At 71.6% G+C, this 15,919-nt stretch carries 13 protein-coding genes and 3 pseudogenes; 4 read left to right on the plus strand and 12 right to left on the minus strand.

Annotated features, from left to right (window positions below; translation table 11 throughout):
* Positions 1-82: 82 nt before the first annotated feature.
* The 12 genes and pseudogenes from B042_RS0103745 to B042_RS0103795 all read right to left on the minus strand — a co-directional run bounded on the left by B042_RS0103745 (position 83) and on the right by B042_RS0103795 (position 11,632).
* The gene (locus B042_RS0103745) at positions 83-610 is read right to left on the minus strand and encodes an EF-hand domain-containing protein (protein ID WP_028647117.1); all 528 of its coding nucleotides are present in this window, start codon (positions 608-610) and stop codon (positions 83-85) included.
* Between the two features lie 159 nt (positions 611-769).
* On the minus strand, positions 770-1,246 hold the full coding sequence (locus B042_RS21855; RefSeq protein WP_081748577.1) for a DUF6917 domain-containing protein: 477 nt from the start codon (positions 1,244-1,246) through the stop codon (positions 770-772).
* Positions 1,243-2,181: a Gfo/Idh/MocA family protein gene (locus B042_RS0103755; RefSeq protein WP_028647118.1), complete on the minus strand. Its 939-nt coding sequence runs from the start codon at positions 2,179-2,181 to the stop codon at positions 1,243-1,245. The genes B042_RS21855 and B042_RS0103755 overlap by 4 nt, the downstream gene beginning before the upstream one ends.
* Entirely contained in the window at positions 2,178-3,305 is a 1,128-nt protein-coding gene (locus tag B042_RS0103760) for an Ldh family oxidoreductase (RefSeq protein ID WP_028647119.1), read from the minus strand. The genes B042_RS0103755 and B042_RS0103760 overlap by 4 nt, the downstream gene beginning before the upstream one ends.
* Before the next feature lies 1 nt (position 3,306).
* Positions 3,307-4,593, minus strand: a complete 1,287-nt coding sequence (locus B042_RS0103765) for a M20/M25/M40 family metallo-hydrolase (RefSeq protein WP_028647120.1) — start codon at positions 4,591-4,593, stop codon at positions 3,307-3,309.
* Positions 4,590-5,486 carry a sugar phosphate isomerase/epimerase gene (locus B042_RS0103770; protein WP_028647121.1) on the minus strand — a complete coding sequence of 299 codons (897 nt, stop codon included), beginning with the start codon at positions 5,484-5,486 and terminating at the stop codon, positions 4,590-4,592. The genes B042_RS0103765 and B042_RS0103770 overlap by 4 nt, the downstream gene beginning before the upstream one ends.
* Positions 5,470-6,489 carry an oxidoreductase gene (locus B042_RS0103775; RefSeq protein ID WP_028647122.1) on the minus strand — a complete coding sequence of 340 codons (1,020 nt, stop codon included), beginning with the start codon at positions 6,487-6,489 and terminating at the stop codon, positions 5,470-5,472. The genes B042_RS0103770 and B042_RS0103775 overlap by 17 nt, the downstream gene beginning before the upstream one ends.
* 241 nt (positions 6,490-6,730) lie before the next feature.
* Positions 6,731-7,042: a hypothetical protein gene (locus tag B042_RS0103780; RefSeq protein WP_231493761.1), complete on the minus strand. Its 312-nt coding sequence runs from the start codon at positions 7,040-7,042 to the stop codon at positions 6,731-6,733.
* 267 nt (positions 7,043-7,309) lie between these two features.
* Positions 7,310-7,774, minus strand: a pseudogene (locus B042_RS21860) (FAD-dependent thymidylate synthase); the annotation flags it as partial.
* A gap of 267 nt (positions 7,775-8,041) precedes the next feature.
* Positions 8,042-8,728: pseudogene (locus tag B042_RS27005) on the minus strand (LAGLIDADG family homing endonuclease); the annotation flags it as partial.
* Positions 8,729-8,875: 147 nt separating this feature from the next.
* Positions 8,876-9,217: pseudogene (locus B042_RS21865) on the minus strand (FAD-dependent thymidylate synthase); the annotation flags it as partial.
* 189 nt (positions 9,218-9,406) lie between these two features.
* Entirely contained in the window at positions 9,407-11,632 is a 2,226-nt protein-coding gene (locus B042_RS0103795) for an anthranilate synthase component I (RefSeq protein ID WP_028647124.1), read from the minus strand.
* A 709-nt stretch (positions 11,633-12,341) separates the two neighbouring features.
* Here B042_RS0103795 and B042_RS0103800 point away from each other — a divergent pair.
* From B042_RS0103800 to B042_RS0103815, 4 genes are all read left to right on the plus strand, one after another.
* On the plus strand, positions 12,342-12,611 hold the full coding sequence (locus B042_RS0103800) for a hypothetical protein (protein WP_028647125.1): 270 nt from the start codon (positions 12,342-12,344) through the stop codon (positions 12,609-12,611).
* Positions 12,604-13,209, plus strand: a complete 606-nt coding sequence (locus B042_RS0103805) for a DUF6879 family protein (RefSeq protein ID WP_028647126.1) — start codon at positions 12,604-12,606, stop codon at positions 13,207-13,209. The genes B042_RS0103800 and B042_RS0103805 overlap by 8 nt, the downstream gene beginning before the upstream one ends.
* Complete coding sequence (locus tag B042_RS0103810) at positions 13,202-15,580, plus strand: tetratricopeptide repeat protein (protein WP_231493762.1); 2,379 nt, start codon at positions 13,202-13,204, stop codon at positions 15,578-15,580. Before B042_RS0103805 ends, B042_RS0103810 begins: the two co-directional genes overlap by 8 nt.
* 111 nt (positions 15,581-15,691) lie before the next feature.
* On the plus strand, positions 15,692-15,919 hold a 228-nt coding region (locus tag B042_RS0103815), incomplete at its 3' end, for a helix-turn-helix domain-containing protein (RefSeq protein ID WP_155988858.1).

Here is a 15,919-nt window from a genome sequence, read left to right on the forward strand (position 1 = left end):
CGCCCGGCCGCGGCGGATCGGCTGCGGCGGGGCACCGGGAAGGGGGAGCGTTCGCGGGGGGACGGCGGCCACCGTCCCCGTGTCACGCTCCCAGCAGCGGGATGTCGTTGCGGCCGAGGTGGTAGTCGCGGACCGCGGCGATCAGCTCGGTGGTGGACAGCTTGCCGCTGGCGTCGGTGTCCATCTCGGAGAAGGCCTGGTCGGCCTCGGCCCCGCTGAGGCCGATGGCGGCGAACCACTTCTCCATCTCGGCCGGGCTGATCTCTCCGTCGCCGTCGGTGTCCAGGACGTCGACGATCGCCTGGATGGTGGGCTGGACCATCGCCGCGAACCCGGCGTCGCCCTGGCTGATGATCTCCCGCTCAGCCACCTCGATGAAGGCGGCCCGGTCCATCCGCTGGGTGCCGGCGCCGGCGGCCAGGCGGTCGAACATGCCCATGTAGGCCTGGCGGAGCGCCTCACCCTTGGGGGTGCCCTCGGCGCCCAGGCGCGAGATGATGCCGTTGGCCTCGGCGTCGAAGTCCGAGCGCTCGATCACCCCGTTGCCGTTGGAGTCCCACAGGCGGAAGCGGGCCTCCAGGCGGGAGGCGGACTTGGTCGCGGTGGTCATAGGGGTCCTCGCAATTCATGGAGAAGAAAATACACAGAAATCAGGCACAACAAAGGGTTTTCCATCGAATCCGGAGCGCCTTTCGCTGCACGCACAGTTTATCAAGTGCAACCGGACAGGAAAAGGCTCCGGGGAGATTAATTCAGTCGGCTTGAATTTTTATATCGGACATTTATCGTCAAATGACGGATTTTTCGGATGGCAGGGCCGCGGTTCCCCGGTCGGCCACGGGGCACCCTGACGGAAGAGCACCGCCTCACCCGCGTCCAGCCCCAGCTCCCGGCCGGTCGGAACGGGGACGGCGTGGATCAGCACGTTGTAGTGGTTGGGCAGGTGGCAGCCGTCGAACCCCAGTACCGTCCCCACCCTGCGGGAACCGATCCACACCTCGTCGCCGCGGTCCACCACCCCGGCCGAGGTGATCTCGGCGAACCCGAGGAAGCCCACGCGGTCGATCCGGGCCCCCTCCGCGGTCTCCGTGTGGTCCGTGGCCACCAGCTCGTGCACCTCGCCGGGGCGCACGCACCGGCTGGCGTAGGGCATGAGCCGCATCCCCCTCTCGTCCCTGCGGTGCACCAGGACCTTCACCAGGTCCGCGGCGACCTCCCGCTTGGGTCCGTCCTCCTGCGGGTTCACCTTCCCGCCCCCTCCCGGTTCCGTTCCTGCGGGCGCACCGCGCGGCGGTAGGTGTCACCGACGAGCCGCAGCGCGGACGCACCGCCCGCGTCCTCGACCCGGCCGCCGCGCACCCTCTCCTCGAAGTCGGCGAGCACCCCGGTGTACTCGTGCCACAGCGACGCCTTGAACCCGTCGTGGCCGGCCAGCATGTCCGCGCCGAGCACGGCCCCGTCGGTGGTACACGCCACCGCGTCCTTGACCTCGCCCGGGTAGGACCAGTCCAGGAGCACCCGGGCGGCGGCCCCGCCCGCCTCCAGGCGCACCTCGGCCCACCGGTCGGTTCCCGAGCCGTCCCGCCCCACGCGCGCCTCCACCACCTGGGCCGGGCCGAGCAGCCACTCGACCAGGTCGAAGGCGTTGGGCCCGTTGTCTGCCACGCATCCCCCGCCGCAGCGGCGCGGATCCAGGTACCAGGTGTCGGCCCCGGCGTGCTCCTCGATCCGCTCCAGGTAGCGCACGGTCAACTCGGCCACCTCCCGTCCGGCCAGCTCCCGGCGCAGCCGGGCCACCGCGGAGTTGTACCGCCGGTGGAAGGCGGTGAAGAGCACCGTGTTCCTCTCCCCGGCCAGGGCGGTGAGCGGAGCGGCCTGCGCGGCGTCCAGCGCCAGGGGCTTCTCTACGCACACCGCCACCCCCCGGTCGAGTGCGTCGGCGCAGATCGGGGCGTGCGCGTCGTTGGGGGCCGTGACCACGAGCGCGTCCAGGGCGGCCCCCTCCAGCATCCGCCGGTGGTCGGTGTAGCCGGGCACTCCGAGCGGGTGCGCGGCCAGCGCGTCCGGGTCACGGTCGCACACCGCCGCCAGCTCCAGGCCCGGAGCGTTACGCAGCGCTGCGAGGTAGAAGCGGGAGATCACGCCGAGGCCGACCAGGCCCACCCGCAGCCGCCGTGTCACGGCCCCTCCAGAGCGGTCGGCGCGCGCAGGCCCGCCCGCGACGCCACGTCCACGAGTTCGGCGTAGACCGCGCCCTCCAGCGGGACGCCGTCGCGCCGCCGCTCCCGCGCACGGTGGTACTCGTACCAGCCGGGGTAGCGCACCGGCTCGGCCGGATCGACGGGCGGACAGTCCACCAGCGCACCGAACAGCGCCTCCGCGTCGGCACCGGTCCCCTGCCTCAGGGTGTCGGGGGCGATGGCCGCGACGAGGAAACCGATGTCGTCGTCCCGACCGCCGTCCCCGCCGTGGGCGTCGGGGTGGGGGCCCGTCCCGGAGCCGGACACGAGCGCGGACAGCACCTCCACCATGAGGGCCAGGCCGAAGCCCTTGTACCGGCCGACCTCCCCGCCCAGCCACTCCAGGTGCGCGCGGCCCTCGTCGAGTGCACGCGGGTCGGTGACCGGAGCGCCCACCTCGTCGCGCAGCAGCCCCTCCGGCAGGGGGCGCCCCTCCCGGGCCGCCTGCCGGACCACCCCGGTGGGCGCGGCCGTGGTGCTCATGTCGAGCAGGAACGGCGGGTGGGCACCCGCGGGCGCGGCGAGGCTGATCGGGTTCGTGCCGAGCATCGCCACGGCGGCGCCGGGGGGCCGGGCGATGCGCTGGCGTCCGCAGTTGCTGGCCACCAGGCCGACCATGCCGCGTTCGGCGGCGCGCAGCGCGTGGTGGCCGGCGCACCCCAGGTGGGTGGCGCCGCGCACCGACACCAGGCCGATACCGTGCCGCTCGGCGCGTTCGGCGGCCAGGTCCATGGCCGCGCCCGCCGCCCACAGCCCCAGAGCGCGGCGGGCGTCCCAGAGCACGGACGCGCCCAGGTCGGTGAGCACCCGGGGTTCGGCGGCGGGGTCTGCCCTGCCCTCGTCGAGCAGGGGGAGGTAGAGCCGGGTGAGGTTGGCCAGGCCGTGCGAGCGCGGTCCGGCGAGGTCGCCGTGGCACAGCGCCCGCGCCGCCCGTTCCGCGCGGTGCGGTGGCAGGCCCCGGCCTGTGAACACCGACGCGGTGAAGGCGAGCAGCGCCGCGGCGTCCACGCGTACGGTGCCCGGTGCGGGCGGGGACTGCGCGGTCCCCAGGGGGGTCGTGGTCACGTCAGGGCCGTCCCATCATGTCGTCGGTGCATACGGTCAGCAGGCGGGCCACCGCGTCGGCGAACCCGTCGAGCTGGTCGGCGCGGACGTACTCGCCTTCGGCGTGCGCGTGGTTGTCGGCCAGGTGGCCGGGACCCAGCACCACGGTGCAGGCGCCCGCCGCGTGCGCCATCCAGAGGGCGTCGCAGGTGAAGGGCGTCTCGCCGTCCGGCCAGGGCGCGATCCCGGCCCGCCGCAGCAGGGCACGGCCCCACGGGTCGCGGTCGTCCAGCACGGGCAGTCCGCGTTTGAGCCACTCCAAGCGGGCAAGGCCGCGTGCGTCGGCGGCCGTGCGGTCGAACAGGGCGGTGCCCGTGAAGTCGGCGGTGAAGGCCTCCAGGCCCTGGTCGAAGGCGCGCTCCACGGCCTCTTCCAGGGCTGGCCCCGCCTCCGCCCGGCCGTAGGAGAGGTTGAGCAGCAGGTCGCCGGTGCCGTAGACGCGGTTGTGCAGGCGGCCGGTGTGCAGTCCGGCCACGCACACCGCCCCCGTCGCGGCGTGGGCGTCCAGGGAACGCCCCAGGTGCTGGGCCAGGAACCCCAGCAGGACGGAGGCGTTGTGTCCGGTGTGCGGGCGGTCGTCGACGGCGTCGGCGCCCCGGACCGAGATCCGTGCGGTCATCGAGGCCGTGCTGCGGGTGAGGAAGCGCGTCCGGGTGGGTTCGCAGAACACGTTGAGCCGCCCGGTGTGGCCGCGTTCGACGAGAGGTCGGGTGCCCAGCACCCCCATGGCGCCGCCCTCCTCCCCGGCCACGGCCTGGACGAGCACCGCCACGTCGCGCCCCAGGGCGGGACGGCGCTTGCGTGCGGCACGCACCCCGGCCAGCAGCGCCACCGCCGGCCCCTTGGCGTCGACGGCGCCACGGCCTCGGAAGACCGTGCCGTCGAAGCCCACCGGCGGCAGTCCGGCCACCGTGTCCAGGTGCACGTTGAACATCACGGTGCGCTCGGCGGGCGCCTCCGGTCCCAGACGCAGCACCGCGCTGGGCTGGCACTCCAGGAACCCGGGGGCGTCCCGCGCCGCGTCGCGTACCGGCAGGGGCACGTCGGGGCGGTCCAGGTCGCCGGGGGAGGCCGGGGCGAGGTGCACCGTCCGGAACCCGAGTCCGGCCGCCGCGCGGGCGTAGAGGTCCTGGGCCTCGTACAGGCGGGGCTCGGGTCCCTCCGGCCCGGTCTCCAGGGGGCCCGCGGTGGGCAGTTCCATCAGCCGCAGCAGCAGGTCGTGGTCGCTCCGGTCCAGGCGGACGCTCATCGGACCGCCTCCGCCGGCCGGGCGGAGGCGGTCCACACCCGGTCCAGGAGCCGTTCCAGAGCACGTCCGTAGGCGACGAACCCGGCGGGGTCGCCGCGGCCGGGATCAGCCCCCTCCGCGCTCAGGTGGGGACGCAGGTGCAGGTGGGGTTCGATGGACAGCGTTCCGGAGTATCCGTGCGCGGCCAGCAGGCGCAGGCACTCCCCGGTCCCGGCCTCCCCCTCCCCCGGCAGGACGTAGCCGACCCTCCCGCCGGGACCGGTCACCGCGTCCTTGACATGGACGTGCGCCACGTGGGGCAGGAGCGGACGCAGCAGGTCGGGAGCCCGGTAACCGTGGGCGACGCCGTTGCCGGTGTCGAAGAGCAGCCCGAGGGCGGGGCTGTCCACCGCGGCCAGCAGGTCCAGGGCCCGCTCGGCGCTCTCCCCCGCCCAGCCCGCGCAGTTCTCGTGCACCAGGACGAGCCCGGTGTCCTCGGCGCGCCGGGCCAGTTCGCGCAGCCGCGAACGGACCGTGCTGCCCCATTCCGGCCCGGCCAGCCCTCCGGAGGGGTAGGACATGATCCGGACCAGGCGGGTGCCCAGGAGCGCGCAGCGCCGGGCCAGGACCGCCAGTTCGTCGGTGTCGAGGCGAAAGTCCCCCGTCGCGGGCCGGGACCAGTCGCCGATCTTGGCGGCGACCGCGACCACCTCGGTTCCGGATGCGGCGATCCCGGCGGCGGCGCGTGCGAAGTCGGCCTCGGCCATCTCCGCCACCGGCACCCCGTCCACGGTGCGCAGTTCCAGCCGCTTCCAGCCGAGCGCTTCCACAGCCGCGATCTGGCGGTCGAGGCCGGGTGCGGCCTCGTCCCCGATGCCGGCGAGACGGGGCCGGGTCTCAGGCTCCGACAGCACGGGCCACCTCCTGTGCCGCGGGGGCGGGCGCAGGGGCGCACAGCCTCTTGGCCTCCACGAGCAGGCGTACGGCCTCCACCTGCCCCGGGAGGTCGCCGACCGGCGGGCTGGGGTCGGCGTAGCGCGTGTAGGCGGAGACGAGGAAGGCGGTGAGCGCGTCGTCGTCGAAGACCGAGTGGAACGTCTTCCGGCCCGGGACCTCCACCCGCAGTTGGGCGGTGTGGTCGGCCGCGCTGCACGGGTAGTGGCCGATGAGCTCGGCACCGTCGAAGCGGAGGGTGATGCGGCGTTCGCGCACGGGCGAGGTGAGGTCGGAGTCGATCCGGGTGCGCACCCCCGCATGGTGCCGAAGGTCGAGGCGGGCCCGGCCCATGCCGGGCTGCCGCGTCCGTTCGGTCACCATGTCCTCCAGTTCGGCGCGGGCGACGTCGGCGGGCCCGGCGAGGGCGATCGCCACGGCCAGGGCGTGGGGCACCTCCACGTCGAAGGCGGTGGGGTGGCCCGGGACCCGTGCCGTGCGGGTGAAGCGGGGCTTGTTCTGCACGATGGTGACGGAGCGCAGGCGGCCGAAGGGGCCGGAACGCACGGCCGACCTCAGCCGCCGGGTGAGCGCGCTGTCCAGCCACTGGGTCGAGACGGTGATGTCCAGGCCCCTGCTCCGCCGTACCCGGGCGATCTCGGCCAGTCCCACCAGGTCCAGGGCCAGCGGCTTCTCCACGATGACCCTGCGGTAGCCGGTCTCGGCCAGAGCCGCCAGCAGACCGGAGCGCACGTGCGGCGGTGTGCACAGGTGGACCACGGTGTCCTCCGGGCGGGCGCGGTCTGCGGCCTCCGCCAGGGAGCCGACCGCGAGGACGCCGTCGACGGGCGGCAGGAAGGGGTCGAATCCGAGGACCGGTCCGGGGGCGAAGAGGGTCGGCTCCCGGTCCCTGGCCTTGGCCAGCGACGGCAGGTGCAGTCCTTCTCCCGAACGGCCCAGGCCGACGATGAGGGTGTGCAGCATGCAGGCGGACACCTTTCCGGTTCTCTTCTCGTGCCCGGGGGACCACGATAGGGGCCGAAGCCCCGGAGGCGCCCCCACTTTCACGGAAATGGCCGTTCGGAGTCAAGAAGATTTCTCCGCCCCGCGCACCCGGCACAGGGATACGGACGCACCATGTAACGGTGAAATGAAATAAAGAAGCAGAAAGTCCGTTTTATGATTTATGCCCACCAGGGGCCCGTCGGCGCCGCGACGCCCCGGTTCAGGACACCGAGAAGCTGAAGAGGCCGCTGGGCGGAGCGTGCCATCCGTGGTCGGGCTCGACCACGGTGCCCGGACCGGCGCAGAAGGGGTCGGCGTGCAGGGTGACCAGGCCATCGGTGAGGTTGACGAGCACGTGCGCACTCGGTGGCAGGCGGTGGCAGCCCTGGGGGTCGGGGTAGTGGCGCAGCCCCTCGAACTCGGTCGTGAACACCACGACCTCACCGGTCGCGGCGGAGGCCGGGGCGGTCCCGGCCAGGGTACCGACCACCGCGAAGGCGAGCACCGCCCCGGCGGACACTACGGTTCGCACAAGAAACTCCGATTCTCGCACCCACCATCTTCCACGGCCGAACCGGGTGGGCACGGATACGCCGGTTCGGCCAGGACCAACCTACCCCCGGATTCCACCAGTGGACACGCCGAGAAGGAAAGAATCTAATTTTCGGACTACCAAAAGAAGCGACATAAGGGATCTCAGCCAAAAACCCATACATCCAATGATTATTTATGAAAAGGGGCATTCCAGGAAGACAAAAAAGCCCGCCCCGAGGGGCGGGCCGAACCTGCACGGCGGAGCTCAGACCTTGCGCCAGCGAGGCACCCAGGCGCCGTCCTCCACCTCGTAGTCACCGAACAGCGCGGGCGCCTCCTCCCTGAGGACCTCGCCGATGCGGTGGAAGAGCAGGCGGATCTCCTCCTCGGCACCCGGTGCGGTGCGCGCCTCCAGGGTGTGGCGCAGGGTGCGCACGTTGGCGGTCCACACCAGGCCGGTGGCCACGCCCTCGGGGGCGAAGCGGCGCATGAACGAGGTCTTGTGCTTCTTCTCCGCGAACTTCACGCCCTGCTCGTCGAGCCCGAAGTGCTCGGCCATCCAGAACTGGAACTCCTCCATGCGCTCCAGCATCTCGGTGGCGCGCTTCATGAGTTCGGGATCCTCCTCGGCCCACTCCGGGAACCAGAACGGCAGGTCGGTCAGGCGGACGAAGCGCAGCGACTCCTGTGAGATCGCGACGCCGGGGCGGTGCCGAATCAGTTCATGAGTGTTCCCGGAAACCACAGGCTTACCGTTGCGACGGACCCACAGCAGACCGTTGGGTACCTTCACACAGTGGATCCGACCCCTGTAGTACTCCATCTGGTCGTTGTATCCCTCAGCGTTCCAGTATCGGCTGGGCCGGGTTCGACCGGTATTAACCAAAGGGTAGGAACGCTTGGTGAGGAGCGAGACCACGTAACAGGGCCTCAGATTATTGAACTTCTGCCCGGTGGACAACGTACGCTCCAAGCCCACACGGTCGTCGATACGAACGTTGGCGGACATCCCTGCCTTGATGGCCAGGACCTGAAGGTCGTCAGCAAGCTCCTGAGAACTGGTGTATATGACTCTGTGCCCGGACTTCTTGTGGACCGTTCCGTCGCCTTCGACCATCGCATCGAGGAATGCTGCGATGGTCTCCGAATCCCAACCGTGCACCATTTCAGGAACATACTTCTCGTGTGAATGACCCAATTCGGCAAGAAAATCACGCAACGCAGTACAATGCGTGCGCACGGATCCGAACCCTGTGTCTGGGACATAGGCGCTCAGCCCCATCTGCTCGATGGTCCGACGCATCCTCTCCAATGTCGGTCCGCGATTCTGGGCCAACACGATCTGATGTCCATTAATGCTTCCCTCTGAAATGAAGTAACCGAGGAAGCGAGCGAACGGTTCGGTTGGGAAGGAAACAGATGGATAGTGGCGCGTACTCACTGTACCGGTATCTTTACGTGTGAATGTGCGCGTTGTCGCAGGGATTTCTACACGCTCAGGAGTGACTCCAGCCCATTCGGCGGCCTTCTGGTACTGGACTCGCTTATGCAAGATGTCATCAGCGAACTCCACACCGAAGGATTCCTCCCCCCGCTTGGCTGCCTGAGTATCGTACTTGCGCACCCACATACGATGGTTCGGTGTCACCAATAGGTCGACTTGTTCAGAGGAAACTCGATACATCGGCCCCTCGTAGTCCGCGTGATAGACCTCCGTGGCCTGTTGGTACTCCAATGTGCCGTTGTCCGGGTTGAGAGTCGCGAACGTCTCATCACCCTCGACCTTGGGCCAGGGAATCCACCCACGGTCAGTGAGGACCTCTGTGTCCGAGTCGTAACAGCACACCCTTGATACATTGTGCAGTACAAAACTGAAGCTGACGTGCTCCAGCACGGACCCGTGCAGGCTGGCCAGGAGGTTGCCGAGGTAGGCGTCCTGGTCCTTGCGCACCCGCGTCACGTTCGGGTTCAGCCCCGGCTCCCAGGAGCGGTAGCACAGCCGCCCCGCGAACTCGGCGAGGTTCTGCGCGTCGCCCAGGTGCGCGTCCAGCTCCCCGCGGTCGAAGCGCTCCAGCCACGCCTGGCCGCCGACCTCCCGCAGGTAGTCGGCGATCATGTCGTAGTCCACCTGCGGACGCGATACCAGGCGTACCTGCGGCTCGACCTTCTTCACAGCACCCTCTTCCCGATGGGGCCGCGCTCGGGGCACACGTATACGCCGCGATCGGGGAAGGGCACCGGTCACGGGCGGACGTGTGGGGCGCGGCCGAATGGCCTGTGCCGAGGGTACAACCTCCCCCGTACGTGCCGGGCGTGCCCGTGGGATACGTGCATAGAGCACCCCACGGGCACGTGACCTGCGTCAACCCCGGGCGAGCTCCAACACCCGGGCGACGATGCCCTCCCCCACCGGGGCCGTGAGGATCGACTCCGGGTGGAACTGCACCGCGTACCACCGGGCCGCGGTGTCCTCGATCCCCATCACCACCGGGTGGTCGCCGTCCAGGACCGCCGTGACCTCGAAGTTCTTCACCTCGTCGGGCAGCGCGTAGGTGGAGTGGTAACGGGCGGCGGGAAACGCACCGTCCTCCCCGGTGCCGCCCAGCAGCGTCCCGCCCTCCCCGGCGGCGGCACCCACCAGCCTCACCCGGCCGGGCTTGCCGTGGACGGGCTCGTCCAGGGTCCGCAGCGTGCCTCCGGCGTGCTCGACCATCCCCTGCAGCCCCAGGCACACCCCGAACACCGGCAGGCGGCGCGCGGCGAGTTCGTCCAGCAGTGCCGACATCGCGAAGTCGGCGGGCAGTCCCGGGCCGGGCGAGAGCACCACCAGGTCGGGCGCGAAGCGGTCGAGCAGGACGGGGTCGAACCCGTAGCGGACCGTGGTGACCTCCGCACCGTGGCGGCGCACGTAGTCGGCGAGGGTGTTGACGAAGGAGTCCTCGTGGTCGACCAGCAGCACCCGCATGCCCTCACCGGGCCGCCGGGCCTCGGACGCGGCGGATGCGTAGTCGGCCGAACCGTCGCGGGACGCCTCGGCCCGCTCCCCCAGTTCGAGGGTCTCCAGCAGGGCACGCGCCTTGAGGAAGGTCTCGCGCTCCTCGGCGTCGGGGTCGGAGTCGTACAGCAGGGTGGCGCCCGCCCGCACGGCGGCCACCCCGTTCTGGATGTGGGCGGTGCGCAGGGTGAGGCCGGTGTTCATGGAGCCGTCGAAGTTGACCACGCCGACGGCACCGCCGTACCAGCGGCGGGGACTGGTCTCGTGCTGCTCGATGAAGCGCATCGCCCACGTCTTGGGCGCCCCGGTGACGGTGACGGCCCACATGTGGCTGAGGAAGGCGTCCAGGGCGTCGAAGTCGCGCCTCAGGGTGCCCTCGATGTGGTCGACGGTGTGGATGAGGCGCGAGTACATCTCGATCTGGCGGCGGCCGATGACGCGCACGGTGCCCGGTTCACACACCCGCGACTTGTCGTTGCGGTCCACGTCGGTGCACATGGTCAGCTCGGACTTCTCCTTGACGGAGGAGAGCAGCTCCTGGATGTTCTCGGCGTCGCCGATGGCGTCCTCACCGCGGCGGATGGTGCCCGAGATGGGGCAGGTCTCCACGCGCTGGCCGGTGCCGGGCTCACCGGTGACCCGCACGAACATCTCCGGTGAGGCGCCGACCAGGTACTCGCCGCCGCCCAGGTTGAAGAAGAACTCGTAGGGGGCGGGGTTGCGCTCGCGCAGCAGTTCGTAGAAGCGGGCCGGGGAGGAGCAGCGGGCGTAGGTGCGGTGGCCGGGCACCACCTCGAACAGGTCGCCGCGGCGGAACCTCTCCTTGGCCTCGGCGACCACCTCGGCGTACGAGCCGGGCCGGGGGCCCTCGGGCACGTGCGCGGCAACCACCGGCGGGGTGGGCTCGGTGGCGCGCTCCAAGCCCTCGGTCGTGGCCTCGGCCCGGTCGCCGTCGGCGGGCACGGTGAACTCGTAGGTGTAGCGCACACACGTCTCGCGCTTGCGGTCGCGCACCACGATCGCGTCGGGCAGGTGCAGGACCAGGTCGCGGTCCTCGGGGTCGCGGTCGATGTGCTTGTCGATGGGCTCGAACTGGAAGGCCAGGTCGTAGCCGAACGCGCCGTACAGGCCCAGGACGCCGTCCTCGGGGGCGGCCATGGCCGCGACGACGGCACGCAGCGCGGTGAAGACGCTGGGGCGGCGGCTGCGCTCCTCCTCGGTGAAGAACGCGCCCGGGTCGGGGTCGGGGACGGTGAGGTCCACGTGGTCGGGCCCCTGCTCCAGCGGGGCCCCGAGAGCGGCCAGCGCCTGGCCCACCAGGGGCAGCAGGACCCGTCCGCGGACGTTGAGGGCGGTGGCGGTGACCCGGCGGCCGCGCGCGGCCAGCTCCAAGCAGGGGTCCACGTACCCCAGGTGCCAGCGGTCGTAGCGGCCGGGGTACTCCATCCCGGAGGAGAGGACGCCGCCGCGCCGTGACTCGACCGAGCGGACGAGGTCGGTGAGCACCTCGGGGTCGCAGTCGGCTGCGGTGCGGCGGACGGTCACGCCGCCCTGAGTGCGGTAGGTGGAGACTTGCGCGTCGCTGGGATTCACGGCGGTTCCTTGAAGGCGCTGGCTGTCGTCGGTGGTCGACCGGGCCGGGGCCGCGAAAGAGAGAACGACCGCCGGTCCGGGGCGGTCGCTGGTTCGGGTATGCGAAACGGGTGCGCCGCCTAGGTGCGGCGCCACCACTGGGTGGTTCGGGTGTCCGTGGTTCGCATGGCGACGAGTGTAGCGCCTGGCGCGCGCACCCGCCATCGGGAGCGCGCCGCAGCGGCCCCACACCTGCGCGGGAACCCCTTCCCCGGCGCTCCACCGGGACCGCGACCGTCCGCGCAGCGACCGGGTGGCCGCCGCGACGAGGGTCGGCACACGTGCGGCGGCCCGGTGGGCCCCGCCCGCTCCCCTGAACGGGAGACGGACGCGCACGGCCCGGAATCCGCGGGTCCGGCCGAGAATTCGGCACCGCAGGTTCCATGGATATGATCTACCGATTCACGTGCATGTTCACGTGCATCAACGCATCCCTTTCCACACCCAAGGAAAAAGTATCAAGAGACCTCGCTCTAATCACATCAAAGCAGATCAACCTGCACACAGAACACATTTTTCTCACATCACACAAGATACGGAGAACGCTCCGTGATCCGCACACACCATCGCATTTAATCGACACAGAAGGGTGATCTGACATTCCGTTCCGCCGTGTTATTTTCTTTCTGCGTGCACCGTCCCCCGACCCGGTGCACGCGGAAAGGACGACATGGCACGCCCGTGGGAAGCGGACCCCGATGCCCGGCCGCTCCGCCGCCTGGGGGCCTCGCCCCGGGCCCTGGGCAACACCAACAACGTCCGGGGCTGCCCCGACATCTGGGAACTGGACAACGGTGACATCGCCGTCATCGGCCGCGACCTGACCGACCACTACGCCGACCTGCTCCCCGCCGACGCGGCCGTCGACGACGACGAACGGCTCGTCGTCATCCCGCGCAACGTCCTCGTCTCAGCGAAGGCGGACATCCCGGATGCTTGACTCCCTCGCCCGCCTGCCCGGCGACCCCCTGGACCTGGACGCCTACGGCGAGGACTTCGACCGCCGCTTCGACGCGCTGCGCGGGGCCGACGCCTGGAAGCTGGAGCGGCTCCAGGACTTCCACCAGCCGGAGAACCCCAGTTGGATGCGGTACCGCTCGGGTGAGACCGCCGAGGCCCTGCGCATGCTGGAACAGGACCGGCCCGAACTGCTGGAGATGTTCGCCGGCCTGGAGCGCCGCAGCGCCCGGGTGCTGCGGGTGCGGGTCGTGGAGTGGCCGCTGACGCCCTACCTGCACTGGGAGCTGCACTCGCTGCACATCCGCGCCCAATGCGGCGAACACATCCGGATCATCGGACCCGAAGCGCTCACCAACATGGAGAACGGCGGCCTGCTGCCCGAAGTGGTGACGCTCGGCGCGGAGGCGACCTACCGGATCCGCTACGACGGGGGTGTGCTGGCGGGGTGTGTGCGCTACACCGACCCGGAGGTCACCGCCGCCTGCCGGAGCGGGATCGCCGCCCTCTACGAGAGCGCCGAGCCGATCGCGTCCTTCTTCCCCCGCGAGGTCGCCGCCGCGGAGACGCCCCGTGCCTGACCAGCGTCCCGGGGAGGGGTCCGGCCCCGACGACGGGTCCCGGATCTCCGAGGTGTCGGGAAACGCCGTCCAGGCCGGGCGGGTCCACGGCGGGGTGCACTTCCACACCTCCGACCCCGCGCCGGGGCCGGTCCCCCGCCAGCTCCCGGCCGACGTGCCCGGCTTCGTCAACCGGGTGGGCGAACTGGAGGTGCTCAGCTCGCGGCTGCGCGACGGGGACGGCGGGGGCGCCCTCCACCTGATCACCGGCACCGCCGGGGTGGGCAAGACCGCTCTGGCCCTGCACTGGGCGCACCGGGTCAGCCCGCGCTTCCCCGACGGACAGCTCCACGTCGACCTGCGCGGGTACGGCCCCGGGCTGCCCGCCGTCCCGGCCCAGGTCCTGGACCGGTTCCTGCGCGCCCTGGGCGTCCCCGCCGACGCGGTGCCGCCCGACACCGACAGCCGGGCGGCGCTGTACCGGTCGCTGCTCGCCGAACGCAGGGTGCTCGTCCTGCTCGACAACGCCGCCTCCGCCGCCCAGGTGCGCCCGCTCCTGCCCGGATCCTCCGATTCGGTGGTGCTGGTGACCAGCCGCGACCGCCTGTCCGGGCTGGTGGCTCGCCAGGGCGCGCGGCGCCTGCCGGTCCGCACGCTCAGCCCCGAGCAGGCCGTGGACCTGCTCACCGGGGTGATCGGCGGCCACCGCGAGACCGACACACCGCACGAGGTCGCCGAACTGGCCCACCTGTGCGGGCAACTGCCCCTGGCGCTGCGCATCGCCGCGGAACGGGCGGCGAGCCGCCCGCACATGCCGCTGCACGACCTCATCCAGGACCTGCGCGACGAGTCGGCGCTGTGGGACACCCTGGCGACCGACGACGAGGAGGAGGCCCACGCGGTCCGCTCGGTCTTCGCCTGGTCCTACCGGGTGCTGGAGGAGCGGGCGGCACGGCTCTTCCGGCTGCTGGGCCTGCACCCGGGGACCGACTTCGGCACCGACGCGGCGGCGGTGCTGGCCGACACGGCCGAGCGGGAGGCCCGGCGGACCCTGGACCTGCTGGTGGGCGCACACCTGGTGGAGCAGACCGGACCCGACCGGTTCCGCTTCCACGATTTGCTGCGCTCCTACTCCCAGGCCCAGCTGCGGCAGGAGGAGTCCCCCGGCGCCCGGGAGGCCGCGCTGGAGCGGCTGCTGCGGTGGTATCTGGCCAGCGCCGACGCGGCCGCCCGCACCTGCGGCTCCCACCTGCGCCACCTGGCTCCGGAGGACCTGCCGGAGGCAGCCGCGCGGAGCTTCGCCGACCCCGCCTCGGCACTGCGCTGGTTCGAACGCGAGCACGCCGCCCTCACCGCGTGCGTGCGGGCCGCCGACTCCGCGGGGCTGCCCGGAACCGTCTGGCGGCTGGCCGCGGTGCTGCGCCACTTCCACGTCTTCCACGTACCCGCGGCCGAGTGGGAGGCCGTCGGCGCAGCCGGGCTGGCCGCCGCCCGCGACGAGGGCCGGCCGGACGCCGAGGCCGACCTGCTGGAGGCCCTGGGGATCGCCCGCGTGCAGGCGAACCGTGTCGAGGAGGCCCTCGGCCACCACGAGCGGGCACTGGCCCTGCGCCGAGCGGGGGGCGACGCCTTCGGCGAGGCGATGTCGCTGAACGCCCTGGGCCTGGTCCACCTGCGCGCCCATCGCCTGGAACGGGCACACCGCCTGTTCGGGGAGGCACTGTGCCTGACCCGTGGACTCGGTGAGCGCCTCTGGGAGGGGGTCGCCCTGGGCAACCTGGCTGCGGTGGCGCTGCGCTCGGGCGAGGCCCGGGAGGCGGCGGCGCTGTGCGAGCGGGCGCTGGCCGTGCACCGCGAGACCGGCGACCGGATCACCGAGTTCGCCACCCTGGCCTGCCTGGGGGCGGCCTGGGGCGAGCTGGGCGGGCACGACCGGGCGCTGGGCGTCCTCCAGGAGGCGCTGAAGGCGGCACGGGATCCGGGCGACCCCGTCCACGAGGGCTACGCCCTGCTGCAACTGGGCCATCTGCGGGCCCGGCTCGGCGAGGCCGACGAGGCCTTAGTCGCCTACCACCACGCCGCCGCCCTGCACCGCCGGGTCGCCGACCGGCGCCGCGAGGCGGAGTCCTTCGAGGGGGTGGGCACGGTCTACCGGGACCTGGGGCTGCGGGAGGAGTCGGCGCGCTTTCTGCACCAGGCCGCGGCCGGGTACCGCGCGTGCGGCGACCGCTGGCGGCTGGCGGTGTGCCTGCACCGCCGGGCCGCCGTGCTGGAGGCGATGGGTGGGCACGGGCGAGCGCGGGAGCACCGGGCCGAGGCGCTGGAGCTGCTGGAGGGCTTCGACGATCCCGAGGCGCTGTCCCTGCGGGAGGAGCTCGCCGAACCGGGGTGAGCGGTGGGGCATGAGGGACTGGACATCGGGTGTTTCCGGGTACGCGAGCCCGGAACAGGTCATGGTGGTGTCATACCGTCGTAGCAACATCACAGGTCACAGGGGTTGCTCATGCCAGAACGACGGATGCTCACCCTCGCTGAACGCGAGGAGATCGCGCTCGCCAACGCGCGAGGAGAAGGCGTACGAGCCATCGCCCGGCTGGTCGGCCGGGACCAGTCGGTGATCAGCCGCGAGCTGGCCCGCAACACCAGCAAGCGCGGCTACCGGGCCACCACCGCCCACCAACGCGCCAAGGCCCGCCGGGCCCGCCCCCAACAGCGCTTGATGGACACCGAC

The sequence above is a fragment of the Nocardiopsis sp. CNT312 genome (genome assembly GCF_000515115.1).
Lineage (GTDB): Bacteria > Actinomycetota > Actinomycetes > Streptosporangiales > Streptosporangiaceae > Nocardiopsis.